Annotated in this window: 26 protein-coding genes and 1 pseudogene; 15 read left to right on the plus strand and 12 right to left on the minus strand. The window is 65.9% G+C overall.

Annotated features, from left to right (window positions below):
• Window positions 1–262 precede the first annotated feature (262 nt).
• Window positions 263–1,237: a TY-Chap domain-containing protein gene (locus ACWIGI_RS34705; protein WP_454207600.1), complete on the plus strand. Its 975-nt coding sequence runs from the start codon at window positions 263–265 to the stop codon at window positions 1,235–1,237.
• 343 nt (window positions 1,238–1,580) lie between these two features.
• Here the strand turns inward: ACWIGI_RS34705 and ACWIGI_RS34710 are convergent, their stop codons facing one another.
• Window positions 1,581–2,348 (minus strand): hypothetical protein, encoded by a 768-nt coding sequence (locus ACWIGI_RS34710; protein WP_454207602.1) that lies wholly within the window; start codon window positions 2,346–2,348, stop codon window positions 1,581–1,583.
• 248 nt (window positions 2,349–2,596) lie between these two features.
• Between ACWIGI_RS34710 and ACWIGI_RS34715 the strand changes: the two genes are divergently transcribed.
• A complete protein-coding gene (locus tag ACWIGI_RS34715) occupies window positions 2,597–3,169 on the plus strand; it encodes a GNAT family N-acetyltransferase (RefSeq protein ID WP_454207604.1) in 573 nt (190 codons plus the stop codon).
• Between the two features lie 189 nt (window positions 3,170–3,358).
• On the opposite strand, the gene ACWIGI_RS34720 is transcribed toward ACWIGI_RS34715, so the two are convergent.
• Window positions 3,359–4,087 (minus strand): class I SAM-dependent methyltransferase, encoded by a 729-nt coding sequence (locus ACWIGI_RS34720; protein ID WP_454207606.1) that lies wholly within the window; start codon window positions 4,085–4,087, stop codon window positions 3,359–3,361.
• A 212-nt stretch (window positions 4,088–4,299) separates the two neighbouring features.
• Window positions 4,300–4,794 (minus strand): HIT family protein, encoded by a 495-nt coding sequence (locus ACWIGI_RS34725; protein WP_454207608.1) that lies wholly within the window; start codon window positions 4,792–4,794, stop codon window positions 4,300–4,302.
• Between the two features lie 295 nt (window positions 4,795–5,089).
• On the opposite strand from ACWIGI_RS34725, the gene ACWIGI_RS34730 reads away from it, so the two are divergent.
• Together ACWIGI_RS34730 and ACWIGI_RS34735 are read left to right on the plus strand one after the other, a co-directional pair.
• The gene (locus ACWIGI_RS34730; RefSeq protein WP_454207610.1) at window positions 5,090–5,437 is read left to right on the plus strand and encodes a GntR family transcriptional regulator; all 348 of its coding nucleotides are present in this window, start codon (window positions 5,090–5,092) and stop codon (window positions 5,435–5,437) included.
• Window positions 5,437–5,904, plus strand: a complete 468-nt coding sequence (locus ACWIGI_RS34735; RefSeq protein ID WP_454207612.1) for a hypothetical protein — start codon at window positions 5,437–5,439, stop codon at window positions 5,902–5,904. Before ACWIGI_RS34730 ends, ACWIGI_RS34735 begins: the two co-directional genes overlap by 1 nt.
• Window positions 5,905–6,196: 292 nt before the next feature.
• Here the strand turns inward: ACWIGI_RS34735 and ACWIGI_RS34740 are convergent, their stop codons facing one another.
• Window positions 6,197–6,658, minus strand: coding sequence for a TY-Chap domain-containing protein (locus ACWIGI_RS34740; protein ID WP_454207613.1), 462 nt, complete (start codon window positions 6,656–6,658; stop codon window positions 6,197–6,199).
• A gap of 649 nt (window positions 6,659–7,307) precedes the next feature.
• Between ACWIGI_RS34740 and ACWIGI_RS34745 the strand changes: the two genes are divergently transcribed.
• Entirely contained in the window at window positions 7,308–7,817 is a 510-nt protein-coding gene (locus tag ACWIGI_RS34745) for a hypothetical protein (protein ID WP_454207614.1), read from the plus strand.
• Window positions 7,818–8,122: 305 nt separating this feature from the next.
• Here the strand turns inward: ACWIGI_RS34745 and ACWIGI_RS34750 are convergent, their stop codons facing one another.
• The 5 genes from ACWIGI_RS34750 to ACWIGI_RS34770 all read right to left on the minus strand — a co-directional run bounded on the left by ACWIGI_RS34750 (window position 8,123) and on the right by ACWIGI_RS34770 (window position 13,390).
• On the minus strand, window positions 8,123–8,479 hold the full coding sequence (locus tag ACWIGI_RS34750; protein WP_454207616.1) for a regulator: 357 nt from the start codon (window positions 8,477–8,479) through the stop codon (window positions 8,123–8,125).
• Complete coding sequence (locus ACWIGI_RS34755; RefSeq protein WP_454207618.1) at window positions 8,476–8,757, minus strand: hypothetical protein; 282 nt, start codon at window positions 8,755–8,757, stop codon at window positions 8,476–8,478. The genes ACWIGI_RS34750 and ACWIGI_RS34755 overlap by 4 nt, the downstream gene beginning before the upstream one ends.
• 524 nt (window positions 8,758–9,281) lie before the next feature.
• Window positions 9,282–10,130 carry an immunity 49 family protein gene (locus ACWIGI_RS34760; RefSeq protein WP_454207620.1) on the minus strand — a complete coding sequence of 283 codons (849 nt, stop codon included), beginning with the start codon at window positions 10,128–10,130 and terminating at the stop codon, window positions 9,282–9,284.
• 632 nt (window positions 10,131–10,762) lie between these two features.
• The gene (locus ACWIGI_RS34765) at window positions 10,763–12,499 is read right to left on the minus strand and encodes a YncE family protein (protein ID WP_454207621.1); all 1,737 of its coding nucleotides are present in this window, start codon (window positions 12,497–12,499) and stop codon (window positions 10,763–10,765) included.
• Between the two features lie 306 nt (window positions 12,500–12,805).
• A complete protein-coding gene (locus ACWIGI_RS34770) occupies window positions 12,806–13,390 on the minus strand; it encodes a hypothetical protein (RefSeq protein WP_454207623.1) in 585 nt (194 codons plus the stop codon).
• Between the two features lie 218 nt (window positions 13,391–13,608).
• On the opposite strand from ACWIGI_RS34770, the gene ACWIGI_RS34775 reads away from it, so the two are divergent.
• The 5 genes and pseudogenes from ACWIGI_RS34775 (at window position 13,609) to ACWIGI_RS34795 (ending at window position 15,904) form a co-directional block, all read left to right on the plus strand.
• Window positions 13,609–13,974, plus strand: coding sequence for a 6-carboxytetrahydropterin synthase (locus tag ACWIGI_RS34775; protein ID WP_454207625.1), 366 nt, complete (start codon window positions 13,609–13,611; stop codon window positions 13,972–13,974).
• A gap of 97 nt (window positions 13,975–14,071) precedes the next feature.
• A pseudogene (locus ACWIGI_RS34780) lies at window positions 14,072–14,296 on the plus strand (TY-Chap domain-containing protein); the annotation flags it as partial.
• Between the two features lie 529 nt (window positions 14,297–14,825).
• Window positions 14,826–15,263, plus strand: coding sequence for a response regulator (locus ACWIGI_RS34785; protein ID WP_454207627.1), 438 nt, complete (start codon window positions 14,826–14,828; stop codon window positions 15,261–15,263).
• A gap of 55 nt (window positions 15,264–15,318) precedes the next feature.
• Complete coding sequence (locus ACWIGI_RS34790; RefSeq protein WP_454207629.1) at window positions 15,319–15,735, plus strand: GNAT family N-acetyltransferase; 417 nt, start codon at window positions 15,319–15,321, stop codon at window positions 15,733–15,735.
• On the plus strand, window positions 15,701–15,904 hold the full coding sequence (locus tag ACWIGI_RS34795; protein ID WP_454207631.1) for a GNAT family N-acetyltransferase: 204 nt from the start codon (window positions 15,701–15,703) through the stop codon (window positions 15,902–15,904). The genes ACWIGI_RS34790 and ACWIGI_RS34795 overlap by 35 nt, the downstream gene beginning before the upstream one ends.
• 33 nt (window positions 15,905–15,937) lie before the next feature.
• Here ACWIGI_RS34795 and ACWIGI_RS34800 read toward each other — a convergent pair whose 3' ends face one another.
• The gene (locus tag ACWIGI_RS34800; RefSeq protein ID WP_454207633.1) at window positions 15,938–16,501 is read right to left on the minus strand and encodes a hypothetical protein; all 564 of its coding nucleotides are present in this window, start codon (window positions 16,499–16,501) and stop codon (window positions 15,938–15,940) included.
• 256 nt (window positions 16,502–16,757) lie between these two features.
• Window positions 16,758–18,266: a dihydroorotase gene (locus ACWIGI_RS34805; protein WP_454207634.1), complete on the minus strand. Its 1,509-nt coding sequence runs from the start codon at window positions 18,264–18,266 to the stop codon at window positions 16,758–16,760.
• A 140-nt stretch (window positions 18,267–18,406) separates the two neighbouring features.
• Here ACWIGI_RS34805 and ACWIGI_RS34810 point away from each other — a divergent pair, with 140 nt between their 5' ends.
• The 3 genes from ACWIGI_RS34810 to ACWIGI_RS34820 all read left to right on the plus strand — a co-directional run bounded on the left by ACWIGI_RS34810 (window position 18,407) and on the right by ACWIGI_RS34820 (window position 22,054).
• Window positions 18,407–19,594, plus strand: coding sequence for a CaiB/BaiF CoA transferase family protein (locus ACWIGI_RS34810; RefSeq protein ID WP_454207636.1), 1,188 nt, complete (start codon window positions 18,407–18,409; stop codon window positions 19,592–19,594).
• The gene (locus ACWIGI_RS34815; protein WP_454207638.1) at window positions 19,591–20,403 is read left to right on the plus strand and encodes a cyclase family protein; all 813 of its coding nucleotides are present in this window, start codon (window positions 19,591–19,593) and stop codon (window positions 20,401–20,403) included. The genes ACWIGI_RS34810 and ACWIGI_RS34815 overlap by 4 nt, the downstream gene beginning before the upstream one ends.
• Window positions 20,404–20,584: 181 nt before the next feature.
• Window positions 20,585–22,054, plus strand: coding sequence for an MmgE/PrpD family protein (locus tag ACWIGI_RS34820; protein ID WP_454207640.1), 1,470 nt, complete (start codon window positions 20,585–20,587; stop codon window positions 22,052–22,054).
• A 331-nt stretch (window positions 22,055–22,385) separates the two neighbouring features.
• On the opposite strand, the gene ACWIGI_RS34825 is transcribed toward ACWIGI_RS34820, so the two are convergent.
• On the minus strand, window positions 22,386–23,282 hold the full coding sequence (locus ACWIGI_RS34825; RefSeq protein WP_454207642.1) for a hydroxymethylglutaryl-CoA lyase: 897 nt from the start codon (window positions 23,280–23,282) through the stop codon (window positions 22,386–22,388).
• Window positions 23,283–23,406: 124 nt separating this feature from the next.
• Between ACWIGI_RS34825 and ACWIGI_RS34830 the strand changes: the two genes are divergently transcribed.
• Together ACWIGI_RS34830 and ACWIGI_RS34835 are read left to right on the plus strand one after the other, a co-directional pair.
• Window positions 23,407–24,621 carry a CaiB/BaiF CoA transferase family protein gene (locus tag ACWIGI_RS34830; protein WP_454207644.1) on the plus strand — a complete coding sequence of 405 codons (1,215 nt, stop codon included), beginning with the start codon at window positions 23,407–23,409 and terminating at the stop codon, window positions 24,619–24,621.
• Window positions 24,622–24,632: 11 nt separating this feature from the next.
• Window positions 24,633–25,250: an isochorismatase family protein gene (locus tag ACWIGI_RS34835; protein WP_454207646.1), complete on the plus strand. Its 618-nt coding sequence runs from the start codon at window positions 24,633–24,635 to the stop codon at window positions 25,248–25,250.
• Window positions 25,251–25,323: the final 73 nt, after the last annotated feature.

Below are 25,323 nucleotides of genomic sequence, written 5' to 3' on the forward strand. Positions count from 1 at the left end.
TCATCGGCAGTCCTGTCCGGCCGGTTGGGCCTGTCCAGCAAACGCACCATAATGCCGAATTCAGTGCGATTTCGACCGCGCTGTACGACATCGAAATCCTGGTTCATCCGACGCCACGGAACCTCTCCTGCCAACCTCTCGTGCCGCTGGTCGCCATGGTCGCGCACGGCGGCGCTGAAGCCCTCAGCGCTCTTCCTTGTCGACGGAGTGATGTCGTCGGGGCGATGTAGGTTGTCCACACTGATGTGGGAAGGGACGATCCGTGAACGATTCTTCGTGGGCTGCGGTGGCCGAGGCTTTACCGGAAGTATTCAACCCGGACTACGATCGGATCGATGGTCGAATTCAGTTGTGTGACCGGTCATCCGGTGCGCGTGTGCTGTTCTACCTCGACAACACGGACGTGATCGTCAAGGTCGCCGTTCCCGCAGATCCAACCCTCGAGGCCCGCGTACGAGCTCTGATCGATACCCAGAAGACGCTGTCCTTTTCGCGATTTCAGGATCCTGTCACCGGTGAACTGCGCCCGCGCGAAACACAGGTGTGGCAAACCAGCCGCGCAGGCGAGAATCCCGCGGGTGAGTGGTCAACGGGGTGGCGGGCCTACGCGGACTACAAGACCGAAATCGCAGCGGCGGTACTGACGATCATGCGCGACGGACTCGAAATGACAGTGGGGGGAATGTGTTTCCTCGCCGCTGACCGGCACGGACCTTTGGACGACATGGGGTTGTTCGCCGGCAAACCTGTCATACCGGATCGCCCATCTCTGCGCGGCGTCCCTACCCGCTGCACGCAGTGGCCGGACTTCACACGCAGGCTCGACTGGACACTTGCCACCTTGCCGCAGAACAGCACGGTGACCTTGGTTGCTGTACGCGGCACGGAAATGCTGGCGATGGTGACTTTTCGGATGAACGGGTTGATGATCGAAGGCCGCGCCATGCTGGGGCACGACCGCACCGAGGACGTTCGGCACCGGATGAGCGCACTGGGATGGCGACTCGATTCCATGGAACCTACTCCGAACTGGTCTGCGCCGGAAGCTTGGATCGGATCGGTTGTCGGGTTGCAGGAATTCGCTCATCACACCACCGCCTTCTTTGCGGAACTGGCCGATGTTCGCTCACCCGAGGAACTCTTGTTCTTCGCGACGAAGGGCCTCCACGACGGACCCGATCCCAGCTTGGACTACCTCGATGCGGAGCTGGGCCTGAGAAAGAATTCTGGAGAATAAGAGGCGGTCCAAACCCATCGCATCCGGGCGGGTGCCGCTAGGGACTTGACCCCGAACCTGCTGTGATCGCGCGGAAGCCCGGTCAAAACTGCGGCGCGACTGGCGTAATCGTCACTGAGCGAGCTCGGCCTTGATCCGATCGGCCATGTCAGCGAACGCGTCGATCACGAAGGTCGGCGGTACACCATCGGGTCAATATCAGTGGTGCGGACCGTCAGCCAGTCCATGGTGGTCCCATCTCGACCGAGATGAAACGCAGCTAACACAGCATCTTACGATTTCCCGCAATACGGGGACCGGTCGACTTGTCGTGGGCGGCCAGTCAGCGGACTTGAACAGTGCGTCAGGTTGATTCCGCTCGGCTGGTGGCATATTCAGGGAACCGTTCGCATAGCGCGATGTCGAAGGCTGTTGCCCGCTCGAGCGAGTCGAACCTGTCGAACAGGTCGCCGCGCAGATACCAAGCCATCAGGTCCGCCGCCTCCGCGGCATGTTCGTGCAGTACGCAGTGGATCACGATCATCCGCAAAAGGTAGGCGTTTGGGCTCGGTCGATAGCCGACCATTATCGAAGGTTGGATCTGTTTGGCCAGGTGGATGAGCTTGGGAAGGCTGTCGCGATGCGAGAGCCATTCACCGACGGGGCCGTGCAGGCAGCTCATCACCCACTGCGCCGCCCTCGGGACATCCGTCTCATCGCCGAGACCGTTGTCCTGGTCGCCGAGGTCCGCTGGGCCGTGCCAGCCACCTCTGATGTGGTCTGCGAAGATCGTCAACTCGAGCAGACCGCGGCCGGAACCACCGAAGTCCGGATAGTTGTCAGTCAGCCACGCCGATTCCGCAAGCCCACGGACCACCTCACCAACTTCGATCGAGATCAAGCTCGCATACGCTGACATGCCCACCCAAGATTTGATGGGTGAGAACAGACAGTCGACTGCGATGGTCAGCCCGGGAACGGGAGACGACCTGGCGAACCAGATACTTTCGTCTTCGAACTCCGGCAGGTCACCACCATCGAGGTGAGGGGACAACACGAAGCCTTGCTCGGCCAACAACGGACCGAGTTCATGCGCAATCACCGTCTTGTAGTGATTGATACTGCCGCTCAACGTATCCCGCTCTCCCGCCCACTGCGATGCGGTGCGATGCCGCAACGACACTCCGACCGTAACCAAACGTACTGACATGCCGCGACCCGGGCGTTCGGAACCAGTTGCGGACTCGGCTGGCGTGTGCACGAAGCACAGTCCCAGCCGATCGGCGAATCGCAACGCGAGCTCGGTGGTTTCTACCGCGGTACCCGTGCGGGTTGGAATTGAGTTGCCGTGGTGCCGATTTGACCGCCACTATCGCCTGTGTGGATGTGGAATCGTCGCCGGCCCTGGCACCAGGTGTCGGCCCACCGCAGCGGATCGAATTGCAGGACTTGCTGATTCGTCGTTGGCGGCCTGAGGACCTGCGAGCACGGTTCAAGGCGATCACGGAGTCTTTCGAGCATATTCATCCCTGGATGGACTGGCTCGCCGAACCGACCACTCTGGAGCGGCAACGCGCATTCGGCGAGGTCGTCGCCGCGAGCTGGCCCACCGGGGATCGGGGTTTCAACTACGGCATCTTCGGTAGCGACGGCACTCTGCTGGGTGCGATCGGCTTACACGACCGTCTCGGCCCGGCAGCGGTCGAGATCGGCTACTGGTGCCACGCGGAGCACACCGGTCGTGGTGTGGTGACCCGTAGCGCGGGCGCGTTGACCGAGTGCGCGTTGGCACTCCCGGGTATCGACAGGGTCGAGATCCACTGCGATGAAGCCAACCATCGCAGTGCCGCGGTCGCCCGAAGGCTGGGCTATCGCCTGGATCGCGTCGCGCCCCGCGACAAGCGTGCTCCAGCCGAATCCGGTCGCGGGATGTATTGGATCAACCAACGATAGCCCCGATGTGGCTGGCCGCGAGCCCGACCGTGCACCATCTGACGCACTTCCCGACAACGCACGGAAATGCCACATACGGCGCTGACCGAACCAGCCGACGCGGAGCCCGCGGAAGGTCTGGTGGCAGCGCCGGTCCAAGGCTGGTGGAACGTCCGAAACCGCCGGATGCCGTATGTTTCCGGCGGCGGCTCAGAGTGCCCTCTGTGCGAGGAATACGAACTCGCGGCCAGGGCGATCAGGTGCGTCCCGAACCTCTCGAACGAAGTAGCCATGAGCAGACAGGCTCCCTTCGAGTTCCTCCCGATCCCGGAACCTCAGGGTCGAATTCGACACGACAACAGCGCCATCGACCGCAAAGACGTACGTGTGTCGGAACGACACCAGCGGCAGTTGTACGGCGGTCACGGCCAAACGCTGCTCCACATGCCCGATACCGGGGACTTGGTTAACAACGGGCCCGCTTTGCTCGGCCCAGTCCTGCCAAGCGCGTCGATCTGGACGTCTTGTTTCGAAGACCAGGTGTCCCCCCGGTCGCAGGGCACGGTGAACAGCGGTCAGGACTGCGGACCATTCGTCGTCGGTGACGAACACCTGCGCCACATTTCCGGTCATGACAGCGAGGTCGGCACCGATCTCGGGCACGTCCACCGCACCGCCGTGTATCCACCTGATTCGTGGCGGCGCGTCCTTCGCGCGCGCCACGTCCAGGGAGGCTTCGGCGGGGTCGATGGCCACCACGGTCAGGCCGCACCGCGCCAGTTGCACGGCCAGCGAGCCTGTGCCACAACCGATGTCGAGGACCATCTCGGAACCCAACTCCAGGGCCAGGTCGACGTATGCCAGCAGATCGGTTCGGTCACCTTCGAACTCGTCGTATACCAGCGCTAGGCGCGCATCAGAGAAGATCGCATCGGGCACCGGGCGACCCTATCCGCTCAGGCGCACTCGGTACCACGGGATTTCAGCCATCGGCGACGTACTACATTGCCGCGGACAGCGCGGGGCGAATCGGCCAGACGGTCGGCCCTGAAGATCGCTGGGGCCGAGCGCTTTTGATCTCCGCGAGGCCGGGAGTGCCCAGCCGCCGAAGATCCGATTCTGCCGGTTTCAGTGCGTTGAGGAGGGGCCGACTATCGCGCTGTACTGCCGGTCTCGCATCCTGGGGGCGAGTTGAAATAGTCACGCAGCTTATCGGTGTAAATCCATCGCTGCTCGCCGGTCGCGTGTCCCGGCAACGGACGAGACCCATACAGATTATCGCCGTCATATCGTGGGAAGACATGTACGTGGTAGTGCCAAACATCTTGGCCGCCAGGTGGTTCGTTGTGCTGTCGCGTGGACACTCCGCTGCAGGCGTAGGTGGCCCGCATCGCGATGGCGATCGTGCGCACCACGTCGTGTACGGCATGTCCGTACTCCGGCGGCAGGTCGTAGAGGTTTTCGTGATGAGCGTTCGGAATGACCAGCACATGGCCATGGTTGTTCGGCCACCAACGCGATGCGGTGAAGGCGGTCGCCTGGTCGGTTCGCAACACGATGTCACGCGGGCTGTCGAGCGGGGTCTCACAGCCGGCGAGGAGAAAGCAGAACGGACAGTCGTAGCCAGCGGGTTCATGATTGTGCACGATTAACCAAAGTTACTGCATCGGCGGTTACTGACACACCAGATGCACTGTCGCGCAGAACATCCTCATCTGCCGCGTAGCGCGCTGACCGAACCGGCCAGCGTAAGCAGGGCGAAGGTCAACGGGCCGAGCCGATCTGGCGTCGACCGAACGCACCGTATCGCCTGCGGGTTCAGGCAGTCATCGCGACCTCCATGCGTGTCGAGTTCCCCGGCGGTGTTCACCGGCAATTCGATCACCGGCCATCCGTTCGCAGTGCACCAGCTCGGTAGATGGTGCTAGTTTTATTGGCACCATGTTGTGGTACATCGATCAAGCCTCCCGGGTGTCGCTGCACGAGCAGATCGCGGCGTGCGTGCGTCGCGCGGTGACCACCGGGGAGCTGGCGGTCAACGAACAGCTCCCACCGGCAACGGAATTGGCGCAGGCGCTCTCGGTCGACCGCAATACCGTGCTGGCTGCCTACCGCCGGCTGCGGGAGGAGGGGGTGGTGGATTTCCGGCGCGGCCGCGGGGTACGTGTCACCGCGGCCGCCCCGACCACAGCGCCGGTGGAACAGGCCGCCCGCCAGTTGATCGAGGTCGCTCGCGCGCATGGCTACAGCAGGGCCGAAGTGCTCGGCATGATCGAGGAGTTGATGTAATGCCCGCCGCGACGGTCTACACCTGCCGCGTCACCAACTGGCCGATGGTCTGGCTCACTCTGCTGGTCGTGGTGCTCCAGGTTTTCATCGGCCTCACCGACCGAACCGTGGCAAGCGTTGTGATCGTTGCCATCTGGACCTTCGCGCTCGTGCAAACGGTGTTGGAATCGAGTCAACGCGTGAGCACGGGCCCGGCCGGGGTGAGTGTGCATCGCGGCCTGTTCGGCTTCCCTCGGCTTACCCTCGCCCGCGACGACATTGCCGATGCCGAGACCATCCACTATGCGCAGCCACAAGTACGGGAATGTATCCGCAGGCTGTGGACTCGGGAACGCCGCTCGTTCCTGGCACCGGCCAGCGGACCCGCACTGCGGTTGCGCTTGCACAGCGGCCGCGACATCACGGTCTCAGTGAAGGACCCCTTCGCAGCTCTCTGGGCGCTGGGCATCACGCCGCAAAAGCCCTAGCCGACAACAATCCCGCGCATTCACTCGAATCTCGGGTCGACATCATTGAAGGCGCCAGCAGTACGCACCATATTGCCGCATGGCGCGCTGATCGAACCGGCCATCGTCGCATTCGGACGTGTCGCATCTGATGCAACAATGACTCGGCTACTACGGTGGCAGTTGTCGGGCCCTCCGCTGCGATGTCGATCGGCGGGCGGGCGACCACATCAAGTGCGAGATCGAGCTTGCGGCAGCGGTCCTGCCAACCGGCGGCCGTCGAGGCCTGGTGCCGGACTCGGGTGTCGGCCTGTTATTTCCGTGCGATCCTGAGCAGGGGGAAGGTCAGCGGGCGGTTGCTGTTGAGTGGATCCCACGCCGTGTACTTCAGTAGCTCGGGACTGGGGAGGTGGAATCCGTCTCTCAGGCCTGCGACCACCATGGCTGCGACCTGTCGACTGCTTGGTGCCGGTAGTGGGTATGGCACCTGGTACCACCAGTTCGGCCAGTCGTCGGGCTCGTCGCCGGGTGGGTGCCAGCCGGCGGCGAGTGCGAGCCGAGGCCCTGGGCTGTGTGGTCCGGCGTCGACAGCGAGGTCGGCGAAGGCACCGAGTTCGGCGTGCAGGATCTGGGTGCCGGACATGTCGGATTGAGCGAATTGTGCGAGACCGGGCTGTGATTCGGGTGCACTGGTCTCGAGTATGAGGTACGCCTTGCGTGGTAGCGCAGACAATTGTGCAGCGAGTCCGTCCTCGAACTCCTCCCAGCTGATCACCGTTTCACCCTCCGCTGGATCGGTTCTCGTATTGTGCAGTGCTGCATCATGTTACGTGGTTCGGCTACCGCCACGACGGGGTGAGGGTTCATCGGCGGCCGGCGAGGACTTGCACGGGCCGACCGGGCCGCGGCGATCTCGAGTCCGACCGAAAGTCCTTCGGCTCATTCGGTCGTCGCCTGAACACGAACACTCATGCCGATTTCCGGACATTCGACGTGACCGTCACGGTCGGGTGGCGGGGCTTTTCAGACGCAAGGTCTGTCGTCTCGAGCATCCTCGCGAAACCGGGTTCCCCGGCATAGTCGGATGACTGGATCGTGAGGTGGTGACTACGATCTGGATTGATGTGCCGCGGGTTCTGCGGTGTTGTTGATGTGGGGGCGGACTCTTGGGGGCATGGGCATGGGCGTGGGTGGGATTGCGGAGTCGCTCGGATGGACTCGTCGGGGTTCAGCGCGGGCCCAGAGTGGATCCCGGTGCGGTAGTCGATCTGCGCCGGCGGCCTGAGGTCGCCGAGCGCGTTGACCGGTCGAACGAACCGCCAGCAAACCAGCATGTGCCGATCGAGCGAATGGTCGACGAGGCAGGCAAGGAATCCTCGCGGCCACGACCACGACGAGTAGCCACGTCGCGAACCAAACGGGGTGTGATCCTGGTCGTTTCGGCGCTGGTCACGGTCGTCGGGTGCTCGTCGTTTTCTGGTCCCTCGATCCAATTCACTTCCCCCTCGAAGTACGCGAGCGCAGAACTGTGCGGTCGCTACCAGACTTTTCTCCGGAACTCGCTGTCGATTTCCGACGCGGACGTGGACACACTGACCTTCGAAGAGAGTGGCATCGTCGGCTGGTCGACCATCTGCTCCGGCCGCCACGGTGGTCGCGACATCATCGGCGCGCTTCAGGTGCACAACCAGCGGATAGATGACGGTGAACCTGTGGGGATACCCACCGATTACTCACCGGTTCCAGGGTTCGAAGGGAAGGCATGGGTGGGAGCCCCGCTGCCGTATTGGACGGAAGTACATGTCCAGGATGGGCTTTGGAGTGCGGAAATGCGGTTCGTGAAGAAGAGCCCGGAACAGGAGTTGCTCGCGCCCGCCGACGTCCGAGCGGTGACCACGTTCCTCGTCCAGGTCGCACACGACCTCAACGCCTGATCAGGTGAGTCGGCGCTGCGCCGAACCGATGGCCGCCCGAAGCGCTGTGATAGCCGCATACCACGCTGACCGAACCGGCCAGAGGTAGAATCGACCTCTGGCTTGAGGGTCACCTGGCACATGGCCGTCCCGTAAGCACAGGTTTCTATTCGCCCAGCGGCGAGAGGTAGCTCGGACCCCTACCTGGGTCTAGGTGAACCGAACCCGGACCATCGGCACGTGCTCGCACACCGGACCGACAGCGAACTCGCTTCCCGAGTGAACTCGCCCGCCCGGTGGGCTTGTGACGAGTTCATCTCCAGGTCTCATGCCGAATGTGGCAGGTTCTGCAGCGCCTGGACGGCTTCGGCGACCGTGATCAGCTTCTGGTCCGGGTTCTCTTCGACTTCGATCTGATGGTCGACCCATCCGCGGACCAGGCTGGATACATCCACGCCGCGTTGGTGGGCCAGCACGGCGAGCTTGTCCCTGGTGGCCTTGGAGAACCGGACGGTGGTCGGAACCATCGCCGCGGACTCCACCTCGGCCGCGTCGGGTACGGGGAGCTCGCCGGCGTCGGCCGGCTCTGCGCCACGGATCAGTGTCCCGGCCAGGAAGCTGTCCATGAGACCGGTGTCGGCGGCCTGGGCGGTCAGGTCTTGGATTCGACGGTCGTTCGTCATGGCTTTGCCTCCCAAACGGTGTATTCGGCGTTCTCGTCCACCTCGAGATGGCGAGCTGCATAGATGAGCCAGTCCCAGTGGTCGATCTGGATGACCAGCACGGCTACCCCGACACCTTCGGCTGTGCGGCTGAAGATCTGGAGTACGCGGGCGTCGACTTTCGATTCGATGCGCTGGGGCCAGCGCCGCGGATACGCCAGTGCCTGCACAACCTCCGCCCTGGTGAGATCGTGAAGGTACTCGGCATCGGTGACATCGTCCCGAAAGTGAAAACCCACCCCTTGAGCATACAAGCGAATACGCTCCTGGGACAGGTGCTGTGAGCAGCCGAACCGCGATGACACCACACCACTGGACCAGCACAGCGTCGACCGGTGGCAGCAACGGGGAATCGTGGGTTGCCCAGGTGCGAGCAGCACTGCCAGGGTGACCGGCAGTCAATGGCCTGGTTGGCCGGTTCGCAGCCCAGCCACCGGGTCGGCGACGGCACCGGCGTGCTGGTGAGCGCGCCCATCTTGGAGCCGATCGAGACTTCCCTGCCCAGGCTCGGTGTGGTGTCGGCAGGAGCGACTGCGGCAGTGAGCACTTCGATCCCCTACGCCATCGGGTGCGCAGTGGCGTCGTGTGCCTCATGCGGACTGTGTTCCGCGGTGGCTACGGCGAAGATCGCTGAAGATGCTTGCATGACCTGGACGTAGGCTGCCCAATCACTTATCTGGTACCCATTTGGCAGCGATCCATAACGAGATAGAAGTACCTAGCAGATCGCACCCGGTTCACGGACGGATCTTTTAAGTTCTGGTTAGCGATTCCCTGCAGTCCATGTTCCGTTGAGCAGATTGGCCGGCAGATAGTCCGACTCGACGTTTATATCCATTCCGACCTTGCGTGCCAGAATGGCAATTGCGAGCGGCCCCAGTGCAATGAATCCATCGGGGCAATCGGCAAGTTCTGGCGTCGACCAATAGTTCCGATGTGAGATGATCGCGCCGGCCAAGGAGTCGTTGAATTTTCCTGAATCACCACGAAGCAGGTAGTAGAACATTTCGATCGGGGGGTACGAGACAAGTAACATGAAGTCTTCCGGAGTGAATCTCGTTACTTCCGGATCCGACAACCTCATGACGGTCTCGAATAGATCGGCAGGGATTTCTTCACGGCTGAGAAATAGGCGCAATACATCAATCCAGGGGTAAACGAAGTCTTCAACGACAGATCCACTGGCGCGAAGGCTGGGTTGGTCGACGGCGCACACCTCTTGGATACGTTGCTCGCTCCCGGTCAAGATTGCGAGCCAAGCCGCACCGATCCAAGCGGTCGGTGTACTTAGGCGGTTTACCCCGGCGGCGAGTATTTGGCGAGGCTGTTCGATGGTGTACTGTACCGTGCCCTCGGGCATCGAAGAAGCGGTAAAGATCGCATTTGCGGCCTGCGAGGCGAGCACTGCAGCTTTCCAAGTCTGCTCATCGATGGCAGTGGAATCAACCGCCAGTTGATACAGCAGTCGGTCCAATGTCTCCGAACGCAGGCTGCCCAGTGCGTCTGCGCAGGTCCCCATATCTTCCAACGTGGAGATAATCATCGACTGGTATGCAATAACCTGGCTCCGGCAAAAGTCTTGGTCGATTTCGTGTCGGGAGATTGATTGCATGAAACGTGCTCCTAATGGCAGGCGCGATCGGTAGTCGTAGCCATTGTACGGCCGGTACTTCCAGCCGGTAAATTTGTGTGCGGAGTCGTTCTCTCGTCAACCTGGGCAGGGGCCTCCAGGTAGTCTAGCCGGTGCTCGCTTCTGGCCTTTTCCAGTTCTTTGGCGAGAGACCCTTCTTCGCCGCCACGTCGCTTCATTGCCATTAGGGTGTCCTTGAGGTAGTCGGGATGACCCTTCTGGACTATTCGGATTGGTTCTTCTGGTCCAGGAACTGTTCGGGTGCTTACGCCTCCGTCCGGTGCCTCGGCTTCATGGACTACGTAATCTGGAAGCCTTCCATCCTTGTAGTATATTTTTCGGATTTGATCGAAATTGCCGTGTCCTGGCCGTCCGGTCGTGTGCATAGGGGTGATTTTCACCCAAGACCCTGCCTTCTTGATTCGGCGATCCTCGACATGGTCGTCAATTTCGCTGTTGTCTTGTTGGCGCCAGCTTCGCGTTCTGTTTTTATCCATCGAATCAGGCGCAGGGTTGGTGGTGTCGCCTTCGTCTCTTTGTGGCACGCCCGCCGGGACACGAACCTCGCGGCAGTCGCGACACATATTCGCTCACACGTCGAACAATGCTGCGGACTAGTTACACACGGTCGCGGTGCAGGGTTCGACGAGGTACACGAACTTGCCGAACGGGCGCACATATACCGTGTGGGACAGCGGGTCCGCGGTGATGCCTTCGGCCGAACGCGGCATCTCGATAGTGTTCGCAATGGCACGGGTGGTGGTGTCGATGACGGTGAGCCGGGCGGGTCCGCCTCCTGAGTAGGAGGCGTAGAGGTGGCCGAGGTCGGAGTCGATCGCGATCCAGTACACCCCGTGCCCGACGTCGATGACCGTGCTGATCCCGGTGGTGAGGTCGAGCGCGAGGATGCTGGTGTCCGCGGACATGTAGGCGACGTGCGTTACAGGATCGATGACGATCTGCCTGCCGCCGACCGGCGTAAGGTCTTCGCGCACGACCGATCTGGTGTTCGGGTCGATGGTCCGCACGCTCGCGCTCCCGACGACGTAGACCAGGCCGGTGTTCGGATCCACGGCGACGTCATGGCCGTTGCCCGGGGCCATGATCCGGCCACTGACCTGCAGGGTGTCCGGGTCGAAGATCGTGGCGACGATGCTGGCCCCGCTCGGGTCGACCGTGTCACCGTTGGCTTGGGCGATGTACACCTCGCCGGTGACGGGATGGACCGCCATTCCCTCGGCGGTCGAGGGCACGGGCACCGATCCCAGGGTCGCGCGCGTTTGCGGGTCGATCTTGGCCAGGGCGGTGTCCCCGTTCGTGTCCCCGCCCAGGAGCAGCCACAGCGTGCCGGTCCGGGGGTCGGTCGCGATATCTCGCACCGACTTCTCGACCGGGACCGCGGCGATGGACGTCTTGGAGGCGGTATCCACCACCGACACCGTCCGGTCGGAACTGTCATAGGTGTACAGCCGTTTCCGGGCCGGGTCCACGGCCATGTGCCCGACGCCGCTGGAAGCTCCCACCGCGATGGTCTCGAAATCTGACCCCGGCCGGTCCGCCCGGGTCAGGAGCGCGGCCGCGCCCAGCACGCCCACCGCGACCAACACCACCGTCCCGACGATGAACCACGACAGCAGCCGCGAGAACGACTCGGAAGGTTCGGGGTTCACCGGCGGCGCGGGCGCCGCCGGTGAAGGCCCGCCATCCGCGGCCGAATGCGAGCGGGGTCCGGGATGGGTTTCTGCGGCTGCGGTACCGAGCCGATATCGCGGTGGTGGAGCCGTTTTGGCGAAATCGACGCCACCAGCGGCCGGGGCGCCCGGTCCGGCCGCCGCGCTCGCCGGCACCGCGAATTCGGCTGCGGTGGCCGCGTACTCGGGCGACTTCGGGTACAGCCGGAGCCGGTCGGCGGGATATCCGGCCTCGTGCGCGGCCGCGACGAGCACCTGTGTCTGCCTCGCGGTCCACGCCCGGGGATGGGTCAGCTCGAGCCCTGCGGGCAAGGTCCACCCGCACGCGGCCTGCGCCTGTGCGATCACCGCGCGCAGCACCGCCGCCACCACCGCGTGCACCGGCACCGCCGTCCCGCCCAGCTCGCATGCTGGCCAGTCGTTCTCGATGCACCGATGTGGTTGTGCCACATACCGAGAGGGATCGAGCAGGCCGTGCTCGTGTGCGAGAGTTCCGGCTTCGAGCCCTGCTGTGGGCGAAAAATACACTCCGGACGGCATGGTGTGGGCGGTATCGCCGAGCCGCACCATCTGAATCGACCCATCGGACCCGCACAGCGCCGCCGAGGTCTCGATCAGCCCGAAATCCACCCGCAGCCACACCGGCTGTACATCCCCCACGTCACCCCTCCACCGACCACCCAACCCCGCGAGCATACCCAGACCCCGCACCAGGGCATGCCCACCACCGATCCATGCCACCGACCTCCGGTCCAACCTGGCAATCGCTGCGCGCGGGATCCGAAGGCGCACCGGATGTGTGAGCGTTCCGAGCTTGGCGGCGGTCGCGGTGCGTGATTGCACGCCGCGCCATCACGCACCCAGATGGGCCGCACGGCCCGGCGAATTCTGCTCCCTGGATCGCGCCAGGCGGAGCGGCGGACCGGTTGCCCGACCCCGGCCGGGCCGGGGTGGCACCGTCGCTGTCTAGGCGCGGCGCAGGCGGCTCAGCACGTTGATCGCGATGGCTTTGACCGCTGCTTCGCTCTCCGCGACCGAGGCATAGCCGCGGTATCCGATGTCGAGGTGCGCGTTACCGGACCGGGCCAGGATCCGGGCATCGAATGCGTTCGGCGACAACGCCGATCGGCCGGACAGCATGTACGCCTCGTCCCCGACCTCCACCGTCACCGTCGCCGGTGAGGTGTGCGCGGAAGCGAACGAGGACGTTGTCCGGTCACGCGAGTCGGTGAACAGGTGCGGTGCCTCGTCGGTGATCGTCAGCGCGAGCGCGATCGAGGTCTGTGGCTTGCCCGGGGTCAGGACGGTCCAGCTCGGTGCGTGGGTCTGGACCCCGCCGCGGGTCATGCCCGCATAAGCCTGCAGATCGCAGGTCGCTCCCGGCGCGTGCCGCTCGATCACAGCGCCCGCGACCAGATCACACTCTGCCGCGGTGCTCAAGGACGCGTAAGTCGCGCTCATCACCGGCACAGACGGGTCGATGCCGCTGACGTTGACTACCGCCAGACCGATCCCGCCGACAAACCCCACCAGCACCAGCGCTCCGGCCACGGCGATCCACCGTCACCGCGGCCGCTCGACAGGTGCAGCGGCAGTGCGGAGCACGGGTTCGGCCGCCCGCCCGCGCGCAGACCCCCAGTAATCGCCATGTAATTCGACCTCGTCCCCTGCGCTGTGCCAGATATCGCGCTGACGCTAACAGACGGTCGTTCGAATCGGTGGTCGTCGACAGCGGGCTTCCCGGGACGGTACCTCGGTATGGTCGGCGAGTGTTCACCGTCGAGATGAGACGACGATTCCGCGCTCGCCAGGGCCTTGCCTCACCGGTATGGCAAGCCTCTGCCCGCCCGCCGATCACCGATGCCAGCGTGGTGATGAGTGTCGGGTTCGGGTTCACCGAAGCCCACCTCGACCGCGAGGGACGGTTCGTCGACACCGATGCCCTCGAGCGTCATCTCGACACCTATGCCGAACACCTGGCGAGTGCGACATGGACCAAGCTCTTCGATCGGCGCCCGACCTACGAGTATGTCTGCCTGTGGCTCTACCGTGAGCTGGCACAACACATTCCACGGATACTGTACGTCTCGCTGGACAACGAGACCGCAGGCGTCACCACGACGTACCGTCCGTGAACGCCGACACAGTCCGACCGCCAGGGCCATGAGAGCGGCCTTGCTCGTATGACCTCGAACGTTACGCCCGAACCGTTTTCAGCGCCGCGCGGAGCCGGCGGGCTGGAATCCACCTGACGGCACCACCTACGTCAACTGGTGGCTCGATCTGCCGTGGCCGGCCCGCACGGCCCTATACCGCGAACTGGCGGCGATGGTAGTACTCGGGCTGCGCGACGCCTTCCAACTGTCCAGCCCTCACTACCTGACCTACAGGGCATGGAACTCTCGTGCCGGTAACCAAGCACTGTCTCTCCCCATGCTCGGCATCGCACAGCGATGACGATCGCCTCCTCGCAGCACTGCGCCGCCCGCCCGTACGTGGGCGAAGTCACGCAGATCAACATCGTTCACCACGGCGATCAACCAGTTGCTGTTCCGCGAGCTGGTGGGACGACTGCGCTGGACTTCATCGCACAGTGAACCCCGATCGGCACTGATACCTCCCAGGTGTCACGACCGCATCAGCGCGGTTCGTGCTGTGCGGATTTCAGGGATGCCGATCATTCGTGCGGCGACTAGGAACACCCCGGGCGCGACGGTAGCTCCCACGGTTGAGGGTGATGGGCTGTTCGATGATCCCGGCGGCCTTGTCCGGTGAGCCGCCCTCGCCGCGCATATCATCATCTACCTGCGCAGATAGTGGTTCCCGTGCGCTCGGGACATTCCTCACACCACACTTGCTGATCAATAGCTGATCCACATAGGTTCAAACGACCGGCGAGCAGGGTAACCGACAGTTTCGCCGTTCCAGCCCCTGATCGGGCCTCACCGCGGCGAGCACACGGCCAGCACGTAGGGATTACCGCACCATGCAGCGACCAGGACCCGTCACCCCGCCCCACACCAGCCTCGTCTCCGGCACGGCACGGCTCCTGGTCGTCGAGCCGAACGCCGCCGCCGCGGAAATGGCGATGCTGGTGCTGTCCGCCGCCGGATTCGACACCCTCCACCAGCCGACCCACCACGACGCCATCGACGCGGTCGAGCACTGGCATCCGGACCTGGTCCTGCTGGACCTGCTCCCCGCAGCGCACTCCCCCGCCGAGCTCACCGACCTGCTCGCCCACTACGCCCCCACCCCGACGATGGTCCTGTCGACCGATCGCGACCCCGAGCTCATCGACCTCACCCTCACCGCGGGCGCGAGTGCGTACCTCACCAAACCGTTCCGCGCCGGTGAACTGCTCGAGCACATCCACACCTGCCTGCACCACGACGCCCCGCGTACCGATACCGACTACCTCTGACGCAGCAGCCGGCTCTGGGCACATCGTGTTCGAATAGCGTTTGACGGGATGACCGATGCTCGACAGCATGGCTGTCGGGAGGACCTTGCCGGTGAATGTCTTTGTGCAGACCGACCGTCTCGTCCTGCGTCGGTTCACCGACGCCGACGTGGAGAATCTGGTCCGGCTGGACAGCGAGCCCGCGGTGATGAGGTTCCTCACCGGTGAACCCACGCCGCGAGACGAGATCGAGCACGGGGTGCTGCCTCGGATCCTGCGCGACTACCAACTGGGTCCGGCGGGACGCTTTGCCGTCATCGAGCGATCCACCGCGGCGTTCGTGGGCTGGCTGGCCCTGCAACCACCGCAGGACGGCAGCGTCACCGAGGTAGAACTCGGATACCTGGCTCACGCCGTCGGTCTGGGGCCGCGAATACGCCACCGAAGGCGCGCGGGCGTTGATCCGGAAGGGCTTCACCGAACTCGGCGTTGAGCGGGTCTGGGCCCAGACCATGGCCGTCAACATCGGCTCTCGACGGGTCATGGAAAAGGCCGGCCTCACCTACGTTCGAACCTTCCACCAGCACTTCGACGATCCACTCCCCGGCACCGAACACGGCGAGGTCGAGTACGAACTCCACCGAGCCGACTGGGCAGAGTAAGGAGTGATCAGGAGACGTAACCTGGTCGATCACTCAGCCGAATTCATACGAGTCGCTTGCGATCCGGAAGTACTGGGCCCCGCGCTCGCATCGAACGCCCGCCGAGGTGCTGGTGCAGGTGAACCCCGCGAAGGTGGTCGACGAACCGTATTCCAGGACCTTCATGTTCGCGGCGCCGCCGATGGTATCGCTTGCCCCGCAAGTGAATCCAGGCTTCTCCTCGGTGGAGAAATAGACGACCCGGCCATAAAGCCTGCTGCCGGGCACGGGTTCTCCGTCCTGGTAGCACCGGGCGGGAAGCGCTGGCGGGGTGAAGGAAATCTGCAGGAGTTCGCAGCGCACACTGGCTGGGGCTGTGTCAAAGCCGGCAGAGATCTGGCAGGCGATATTGCCGGTCGGCGAACCGAAAGTCTCCCACTTGTTCGCCTGTACGGGCTGTGTGGGATTCGACGCCGGGGTCGTCGTGACCGGCGCGATAGGTGTGGAGCTCGCCGGGGTCCCCGCGTCGGTATCGCTCGACTTCTCGCTACATGCACCCACAGCGAACGCGAGGGTGATCAAGGCCGCCGCTACAGCGACTGAACCGGTGCTTCGCATCAGGACTCCTGACCCTAGATTGGCTTGACGGTAAGCCGGTTTCACGGCTTGTGCCTGCCAGGTGCCAGCGAATCCGATGTGGACATGATGCTCGACAACCTTCGGCACCAATCCGGCGGGGTTCCACTCCGACTCGCCGCCGGTCCACAGCGTCCCGGGTCAGCGGTGTCGCTCCCCCATCGGCCGACGCTGCTGAGTCAACGGGGTAGCCGGGTCTCCAAGTCCTACGGGCCTGCGGGCCAGGTGTGGTGGGCTATCAGCGGCGCATGCGAGCACTCGAATTACCGGCCGGAGAAGACGCGATCCCGGGTGATCGGCGCAGGTACTGCCCGCGTGGATCGCCCTGCACGCGCCCGTCCGCGCACACTTGCTCCCCGCGCAGGAACACGTCCGTGACCCGAGCCGTCATCTCGAACCCTTCGAACGGCGTGTACTCCTGGGCGGACTCGGAATCGGCGGCGCGGACCGTCCAATGCGTATCCGGATCCACCAGCACGATGTCCGCGTCGTAGCCGGGGGCGAGATCACCCTTTCCGTGTAACCCGTAGCGGCGGGCGGGATTCCGGGACGTCAGTTCCGCTACGCGGGACATCGGCAGCCCGCGTTTGCGAGCCTCCCCCACCAGGCCGGGAAGCAGGTACTCCGCACCGCCGAAGCCGGACTTCGCGGTGAACACGTCGTCCGGGTCGGGGCCGAACTTCTGTTCCGCGCGGCAGCAGGCGTGATCGCTGACCACCCAGTCGATTTCGCCGGCCAGCAGGTGCCGCCACAGCGCCTCGACGTCGGCGCGCTCCCGCAGCGGCGGGTTCACCTTGCCGCCCAGGCCGTGCGCTGTATCGACATCGGCCAGCAGGTGGCCGATGGTGACCTCGCGCCGGAAGTCGATGTGCGGGAACGCAGCCGCCATGGTCAGCGCCGCCTCGACCGCCTTCGCGGAGGACAGGTGGAGCAGGTTGATGTTGGCCAGACCCGTTTCGTGGGCCAGGTAGGCGGCCGTGGTGATCGCCAAACCCTCGGAATGCGGCGGGCGGGAAGCGCTGTAGGCACGCAGGCCGGTGAGAACGCCTTCGCGTTCCACCAGCGCCGTGTAGGCGGCCATGATCTCGGCAGTCTCGCAGTGCAGCGAAAGCGACAGGCCGTCGCCCAGTAATTTGCGCGCCTCGGCGATCGCGCGCATCACGAACTCGAAATGCGCGACGTCGTAACGCTCATCGGGGCCGATCATCAGGAAGTCGGCCTGATCATCGGAGCGCCCGTGCAGGCCGTGGCCGCCGTAGAACATGAAGACCTTGAACGACGTCACACCGAAATCGCGTACCAGCGAAGGTATTTCGGCGATGTGCTCGGCCGTCATCGGGGCCAGGTGCAGGGCGTGGTCCACGAACGCCCGGCCGTCCATGCGCTTCAGGGCCTCGGGCACGAAGTCGCGGTACGGCCCGCCGCGGTTCAGGTAGTAGCGGCCTGTCCGCAGATAGGTCAGGGCGGTGGTCACCCCGCCCTGCGCGCAGGCCCGGCTTTCGCTCCCGGTGTCGGCGGACAGCTCCTGATAGATCCCCCAGTGCTGGTGGGCATCGACGACGCCGGGGAACGCCAGCCGGCCGTCGGCCTCGACCACCCGGCGCGCGCCCCCGGCCGCCAGGTTGGGGCCGACGGCCGCGATTCGGCCGTCGGTGACAGCGATGTCCATGGGTTCGGGGAGTTCGGCGGAGGTGCTGCCCGGCCGCACCACACGGGCGCCGCGAATCAGCAGGTCTGTTGCCGGCATGGCATCGACTCCAGTTTCTCTCTGGGAAACACTATTACCAATGCGGCGATCATGGCAGTACTATCCGCTGATAGTCAATGCCTCCCAACACATGTGCGTTTCGCCAAGCGAAACACGGGGAGAACGAGAGGGAGTGCGCGATGGACGGACCGCTGTCCGGGATCCGGGTGCTGGATGTGGCGACCCTGTTCGCCGGGCCACTCGCGGCGACGCTGCTGGCCGATTTCGGCGCGGAGGTGGTCAAGATCGAGCATCCGGGCGGGGATCCGGTACGCAGCCACGGCGCACAACGCGAGGGGGTCGGACTCTGGTGGAAGATGCTGGGGCGCGGCAAGAAATCGGTCACCCTGTACCTGGGCGCGCCCGCCGGCCAGGAGATCTTCCGGCGCATGGTCGCCGAAGCCGACGTGGTGATCGAGAACTTCCGGCCCGGCACCCTCGAACGCTGGGGCCTGGGCTACGACCGGCTGTGTGAGATCAATCCGCGCGTGGTGCTGGCCCGCGTCACCGGTTTCGGTCAGATCGGCCCCTACGCGCAGCGCCCCGGCTTCGGCACGCTCGCCGAGGCCATGAGCGGGTTCGCGGCGGTCACCGGCGAACCCGACGGCCCGCCCACCCTGCCTCCGTTCGGTCTCGCGGACGGAATCACCGCCCTCACAACCGCATTCGCGATCATGGCCGCGTTGCGCGCCCGCGATGCCACCGGCCGCGGCCAGCAGATCGACATGGCCATCATCGAACCGATCCTGACCCTGCTCGGCCCCCAGTTGATCGCCTACGACCAGCTCGGCGAACTGCAACCGCGCATGGGCAACCGCTCGAGCAACAACGCCCCGCGCAACATCTATCGCACCGCCGACGACGGCTGGGTCGCGGTGTCCACCAGCGCGCAAACCGTCGCCGAACGGGTCCTGCGCCTGGTCGGACGCCCCGACCTGACCGAACAGCCCTGGTTCGCCAGTGGTGCCGAAAGAGCCCGGCATGCAGAGGAACTCGACGCCGCCGTCGGGGCGTGGATCGCCCGGCGCGACACCGCGACGGTCCTGCGCGAGTTCGAGGCCGCCGAAGCCGCTGTCGCACCGGTCTACACCGCCGCCGACGTCCTGGCCGACCCGCAGTTCCGGGCGCTGGGCACCATCGCCGAACTCCACGACGACGAATTGGGACCGATACGCATGCAGAACATCCTGTTCCGGCTCTCGGAGACCCCGGGCCGCATTCGCTGGACGGGTCCACCGCTGGGCGCGCACACCGCCGAAGTCCTGGGCGCATACGGCGTCGACGCCGCGGAACTCGACCGCCTGCGCGCGGCGGGGGTGATCCGATGACCACCCGCGACCCACTGGTGGAACTGGTGCGCGGCGGCGTGCGACTGATCGAGCTCGGACGGCCCTACTTCACCGGCATGCCCTGCTCCCCCAACCATCCCGGCTTCCGAATGACGCTGGCGCGCAGGCACGGTGACACCGTACGCCCGGACGGCGGATCGGCGGCCAGCGAGATCATCGTGACCGGCGGCCACGTCGGCACCCACATCGACGCCCTCAGCCACGTCAGCCAAGACGGCAGGCTGCACGGGGGAATCGACGCGGACGAGGCGCAGCGCGGCGGGAGTTTCGCCGCGCACGGGGCCGAGAACCTTCCCGGATTGCTCTGCCGGGGAGTACTTCTCGACATAGCCGCCGCCCAAGACGTGGACGTCCTGCCCGGCGGTTACGAGATCACCGTCGCCGATCTCGAGCACGCGACACGCGACCTCCCGCTCGAACCCGGTGACGTGGTCCTGATCCGCACGGGATGGGCACGCCACTATGCCGATCCGGCAACCTATCTGGGCGCGGACTCGGGCGTGCCCGGGGTGGGCGTGGAAGCTGCACACTGGCTTGCGACCCACGGCGTCGTCGCCACCGGCGCCGACACCACCGCCTACGAACGCCTCGCCCCGGGCGCGGGACACAGCGTGCTGCCGGTGCATCGGGTACTGCTGGTCGAGTCCGGCATCTATATCATGGAGCACTTGGACCTGGAGGTACTGGCAGAGAGCGGAATTCACGAGTTCGCCTTTGTGCTCGCACCGCTACGCATTGTCGGCGGCACGGGCTCCCCGGTACGCCCCCTCGCGGCGGTGACCCGATGACCGCACCCACGATCGTTCGCGCTGCCGCGCCACTGCGCACCGTCGGCGGCACAGGCTTCCCGGTACGCTCCGTCTGCGGCGGTGACCTCATGAGCGCCCCCGTGATCGTTTTTGCGCTAGCGCCATTGCGCCCCCTCGGCCGCACAGCCTCCCCGGTACGCCTCCTCTCGGCGGTGACCCCATGACCGCACCCACCATCGTGCAGCAACTCGCCGAATTCACCGTGGCCGCTCGTCGCCCCGGCGGCGTGGGGACCGCCCTGCGCGCCGATGCCGCCCGCCGGCTGCTGGACGTACTCGGCAACAGCCTCGCGGCGCAGTCCACCCCGGCCGCAGCCGCGATGCGTGCCGTTGTCACCGAATGGGGCGGACGCCCGATGTCCACCGCGCTCGGCCTCCCCGATCGGGTACCCACCGCGAGCGCGGCTCTGCTCGGTGGAACACTCGCCCACGCAATGGATTTCGACGACACCCACCTCCCATCGGTGCTGCATCCGTCGGCCACGGTGGTGCCGGCCGCCCTCGCTGTTGCCGAAGCGGTCGGCGCGACCGGCGGCGCGCTGCTGGATGCCATCGCGGTCGGCGTGGAGATCACCGTCCGCGTCGGCATGGCCGGATACGACGAGCGACTGGGCAACTCGGTCTTCTTCGAACGCGGCCTACACGCCACCGCGATCTGCGGTGCACTCGGCGGAGCCGCCGCCGCCGCGCTGCTGGCCGGTCTCGACGCGCCCCGCGTCGCGCACGCGCTGGGCATCGCGTCCAGCATGGGTTCGGGCCTGCTCGAGGCCAATCGGACCGGCGGCACCGTGAAACGGATCCACTGCGGCTGGGCAGCGCACGCCGCGGTGACCGCCGCGGAGCTGGCGCGGCACGGGCTGACCGGCCCGCCCACGGTCATCGAGGGCCGGTTCGGGCTGCTGCAGGCGTTCTGCGGAGACCAGGCGCGCGCCGAGAGCGTCATCGAGGGATTGGGAACGGACTGGGAGCTGCCCGGAGTGTTCTTCAAACCCTACCCCTGCAACCACTTCACCCACGCAGGCATCGATGCGGCCCTGCGCCTGCGCGCCCGGGGCGTCACCGCCGAGCAGGTGGAACGCCTCACCCTCGGCGCACCCACCCCGGTCCTGCGCACGATCGGCGAGCCCGCGGCGGACAAACGCGCACCAGAATCCGGCTATCACGCCGCGTTCTCCGGCCCGTACACGGTCGCCGCCGCCCTCATCGGCGGCGGCGGGCTCGGACTCTTCCACGAGGACTTCACCGACGCGGCGGCCCGCGATCCGCACCGGCTCGCCCTGGCCGCGAAGGTCGATTGCGTGCCGGATCCCCACTGCGACAGCATCTTCCCGCACCAGTTCCCCGCCGTCCTCACCGCTGAGCTCCGGGACGGGCGGGTGCTCACCGAACGGGTGGACGTCAACCGCGGCGGCCCCGGCAATCCGCTGTCGGCCACGGAACTGGCCACCAAGTTCCGGCTCAACGCCGCCCGCTCACTATCCGCAGACGACGCGGAGGCCATTGCTCGAATCGTTTACGACACGGCGGAAATCAAGGACCTGCGAGAACTGTTCGATCCGGTGCGCGGCGCCATCGAACGAGTCGGCGGCATGGCATCCGGTACCGAGCCGGGGTGGGCACCCTGCGCCTGAGCGAGGACGGGCTGCTGCGGCTGCTGGACACCGAGCTCACCGGTTGAGACACCGAGAACGCACCGGCGCGAGAACAGCGCGGAAGTCCGAGTTCATCAGCCGCGCGCAGGTCGGCCGACTGACCGCCGCCATCATCCGCGGCGTCAACCGGGTGCAGGTGTCTCGCGCACCGCCCCTGAGCGTCATATCCGGCGACGGCAGGTGCAACGAACGGCAGGCCTGACGACGCGATTCTCGGGCGCGTAGACGCCACTCGGCGACGCGGTGGCACCCGCGTGGGGCGAGCGGGCGTGGGGCCCAGCACTGCGACCGCGAGACCCTTCGGCCCCGATCACGCCGGGCTCGGAAAGCCCCCCGACCGGCCCAGCAACGCGGGCACCGGCGCCCCCAGCACCGTCCCGAGCCACCGCCCGGTCTCGGCGACCTCGTCCATCCCGACCCCGGTCCGATACCCCATCCGATGCAGCCCATAGAGCAGATCCTCGGTCGCGATGTTGCCGGTCGCGGCCGGCGCGAAGGGACACCCGCCGATACCGCCCGTGCTCGCGTCCAGCACCCGCGCACCCGCCCCGACAGCCGCGAAGGCATTGGCGTACCCGGTATTGCGCGTGTTGTGGAAATGGCACCGCACCACAGCGTCGGGCGCCAGCGCGGCGGTGGCGGCCACCAGCGTCCGCACCCGGTCGGGCGTGCCGACGCCGATCGTGTCGGCCAGCGCGATCTCCTGCGGCCCGGCCTCGGCCACCCGGCGCACCAGGTCCAGCACGGTCGCCTCGGGCACCTCGCCCTCGAACGGGCAGCCGAAAGCCGCTGCGATGGTGACGGTCCGGAGCAGGCCCGACTCCGCGGCCCGCCGCGCCAGGCCGTGCCAGCGCCGCACCCCCTCGGCCGTCGAGCAGCCCTGATTGCGGCGGCTGAACGTATCGGTCGCCACCACGACGACATTGATCTCGTGCACGCCCGCCGCAAGAGCGCGATCGAGGCCGCGCTCGTTGAAGACCAGCCCGATGTAGGAGACATCGGCCGGTCGCGGCACCCCGGCCATGACCGCCTCGGCGTCGGCCATCTGCGGCACCGCCTTCGGATTCACGAAGCTCACCGCCTCGATCCGGCGCAGGCCCGACGCGATGGAACGCTCGATCAACTCGATCTTGCGCTGCGTGGGAACGATCTCCGGTTCGTTCTGCAGGCCGTCGCGTGGGGCCACCTCGAGCACCGTGATGTCCACGGGCACACCTTCTCTCACCTTGCCGCGCCGTTTCTCTCAGGGATACAGTGTATCCACTTTCACCCTACCGTTCTCGGGCGCTCGGCGCGCGAGCATCGGGCGCACAACGAAACGGAGTGGCCGCATGACAGCCGAAGCAACCCCCGGGGCCGGCGCGCTGGCCGATCTGCGCGTGGTCGAGATGGGCCAGCTGCTGGCCGGTCCCTTCTGCGCACAACTGCTCGGCGACTTCGGCGCGGAGGTGATCAAACTCGAATCCCCCGGCACCGGAGATCCCATGCGGCAGTGGGGACGTGAGCAGTCGAACGGCGCCTCGCTGTGGTGGCCGGTGGTGGCGCGCAACAAGAAGTCGGTCACCTGCAACCTGCGTGACCCCGAAGGTCAGCGGCTCGCCCGCGAACTCATCGCCCAGGCCGACATCGTGATCGAGAACTTCCGCCCCGGCACCATGGAACGCTGGGGCCTGGGCTACGACCGGCTGCGCGAGGGCAATCCCGAACTGATCATGGTCCGGGTCACCGGCTACGGCCAGACCGGCCCCTACGCCCCGCGCGCCGGCTACGGCTCCATCGGCGAGGCCATGGGCGGAATCCGGTACACCACCGGCGATTCCGGCCATCGCCCCGCGCGCACCGGCATCTCGATCGGCGATTCGCTCGCCGCCGTCTTCGCCACCATCGGCACCCTCGCCGCCGTGCACCACCGGGAGAAGACCGGGCAGGGGCAGGTGGTCGACTCCGCCATCTACGAGGCTGTGTTGGCCATGATGGAATCGCTGCTGCCCGAATACGCGCTCACCGGGTATCAGCGCGAGCGCACCGGTTCGGTGCTGCCGAATGTCGCGCCCAGCAACGTGTATCCCACCGCCGACGGGGAGATGGTGCTGATCGCCGCCAATCAGGACACCGTGTTCGCCCGGCTGAGCGAGCTCATGAACCGCCCCGAGCTGGCCGTGGACGAGCGCTATAGCAGCCACACCGCACGCGGTGCGCGCATGACCGAACTCGATGATCTGATCAGCGCCTGGACCGCCGGCCACGACGCCGAGCCGCTGCTGGCGAAGCTGCACGAGGGCGGGGTCCCCGCGGGCCGGATCTATACCGCGCGCGACATGTTCGCCGATCCGCACTTCGCCGCGCGCGAGGCGATCGTGCGGGTCGCCCATCCCGAACTGGGCGAACTGCCCATGCAGAACGTGTTTCCCAAACTCAGCGCGACCCCGGGCCGAGTCCGGCACGCCGGTCCGGCACTCGGTGAGCACAACGCCGCGGTCTACGGCGAACTGCTGGGCCTGGACGCCGACCAACTGGCCAAACTCGCCGAAACCGGCGTCATCTGAGGGGATTTCGCATGTCCGATCTACACGAGGACGCCCGCCGGGCCGGTTACGGCACCACACTGGGCGCCGGGGTGCGCCCGGCGGTGCTGGTCATCGACGTCTGCGCGGCCTATCTCGACGACGCGTCACCGCTGCGGGCCCCGGTGCAGGACGCGGTGCGCGCGGCCGCGCTGGTCGTGGACTACGCACGCGCCGGTGGGTATCCGGTGGTCTTCACCCGGGTCAGCTACCGCCCCGGAACGAACGAGGGCGGCCTGTTCCGGCAGAAGGTACCGACCCTGTCCGTCTTCGAGGAGGGCAACCCGCTGGGCGACTTTCTCTCCGAACCCGCACCGCACGAACGTGATTCGGTCATCGTCAAGCAGTACCCGAGTGCCTTCTTCGGCACGCCGCTGGCCGCGAACCTCACCGCCGCGGGCATCGACACCCTGATCATCACCGGGCTCACCACCAGCGGATGCGTGCGCGCCACCGCGGTGGACGCGCTCCAGCACGGTTTCCGGCCGCAGGTGGTGGCCGACGCCTGCGGTGATCGGGACCCGCGGCTGCACGAGGCGAACCTGTTCGACCTCGGGGCGAAGTACGCGGATGTCATCGACGTGAAGCAGGCCCGAGAACTGCTGCTGTGAACCGCGCCGGCCGGGGCCGCCGGAGTCGGGCGGCGCCGGCCGGGCGGGAACCGCACAGGTCTCAGGGGAGTTC

It is taken from the genome of Nocardia sp. NPDC055321, assembly GCF_053645575.1.

Excerpts from the sequence above, each read along its gene's own strand:
- ACWIGI_RS34730 (WP_454207610.1), top strand. The coding sequence starts at position 5,090 with ATGTTGTGGTACATCGATCAAGCCTCCCGGGTGTCGCTGCACGAGCAG.
- ACWIGI_RS34735 (WP_454207612.1), top strand. The coding sequence starts at position 5,437 with ATGCCCGCCGCGACGGTCTACACCTGCCGCGTCACCAACTGGCCGATG.
- ACWIGI_RS34750 (WP_454207616.1), bottom strand. The coding sequence starts at position 8,479 with ATGACGAACGACCGTCGAATCCAAGACCTGACCGCCCAGGCCGCCGAC.
- ACWIGI_RS34760 (WP_454207620.1), bottom strand. The coding sequence starts at position 10,130 with ATGCAATCAATCTCCCGACACGAAATCGACCAAGACTTTTGCCGGAGC.
- ACWIGI_RS34785 (WP_454207627.1), top strand. The coding sequence starts at position 14,826 with ATGCAGCGACCAGGACCCGTCACCCCGCCCCACACCAGCCTCGTCTCC.
- ACWIGI_RS34790 (WP_454207629.1), top strand. The coding sequence starts at position 15,319 with ATGCTCGACAGCATGGCTGTCGGGAGGACCTTGCCGGTGAATGTCTTT.
- ACWIGI_RS34800 (WP_454207633.1), bottom strand. The coding sequence starts at position 16,501 with ATGCGAAGCACCGGTTCAGTCGCTGTAGCGGCGGCCTTGATCACCCTC.
- ACWIGI_RS34805 (WP_454207634.1), bottom strand. The coding sequence starts at position 18,266 with ATGCCGGCAACAGACCTGCTGATTCGCGGCGCCCGTGTGGTGCGGCCG.
- ACWIGI_RS34810 (WP_454207636.1), top strand. The coding sequence starts at position 18,407 with ATGGACGGACCGCTGTCCGGGATCCGGGTGCTGGATGTGGCGACCCTG.
- ACWIGI_RS34815 (WP_454207638.1), top strand. The coding sequence starts at position 19,591 with ATGACCACCCGCGACCCACTGGTGGAACTGGTGCGCGGCGGCGTGCGA.
- ACWIGI_RS34820 (WP_454207640.1), top strand. The coding sequence starts at position 20,585 with ATGACCGCACCCACCATCGTGCAGCAACTCGCCGAATTCACCGTGGCC.
- ACWIGI_RS34830 (WP_454207644.1), top strand. The coding sequence starts at position 23,407 with ATGACAGCCGAAGCAACCCCCGGGGCCGGCGCGCTGGCCGATCTGCGC.
- ACWIGI_RS34835 (WP_454207646.1), top strand. The coding sequence starts at position 24,633 with ATGTCCGATCTACACGAGGACGCCCGCCGGGCCGGTTACGGCACCACA.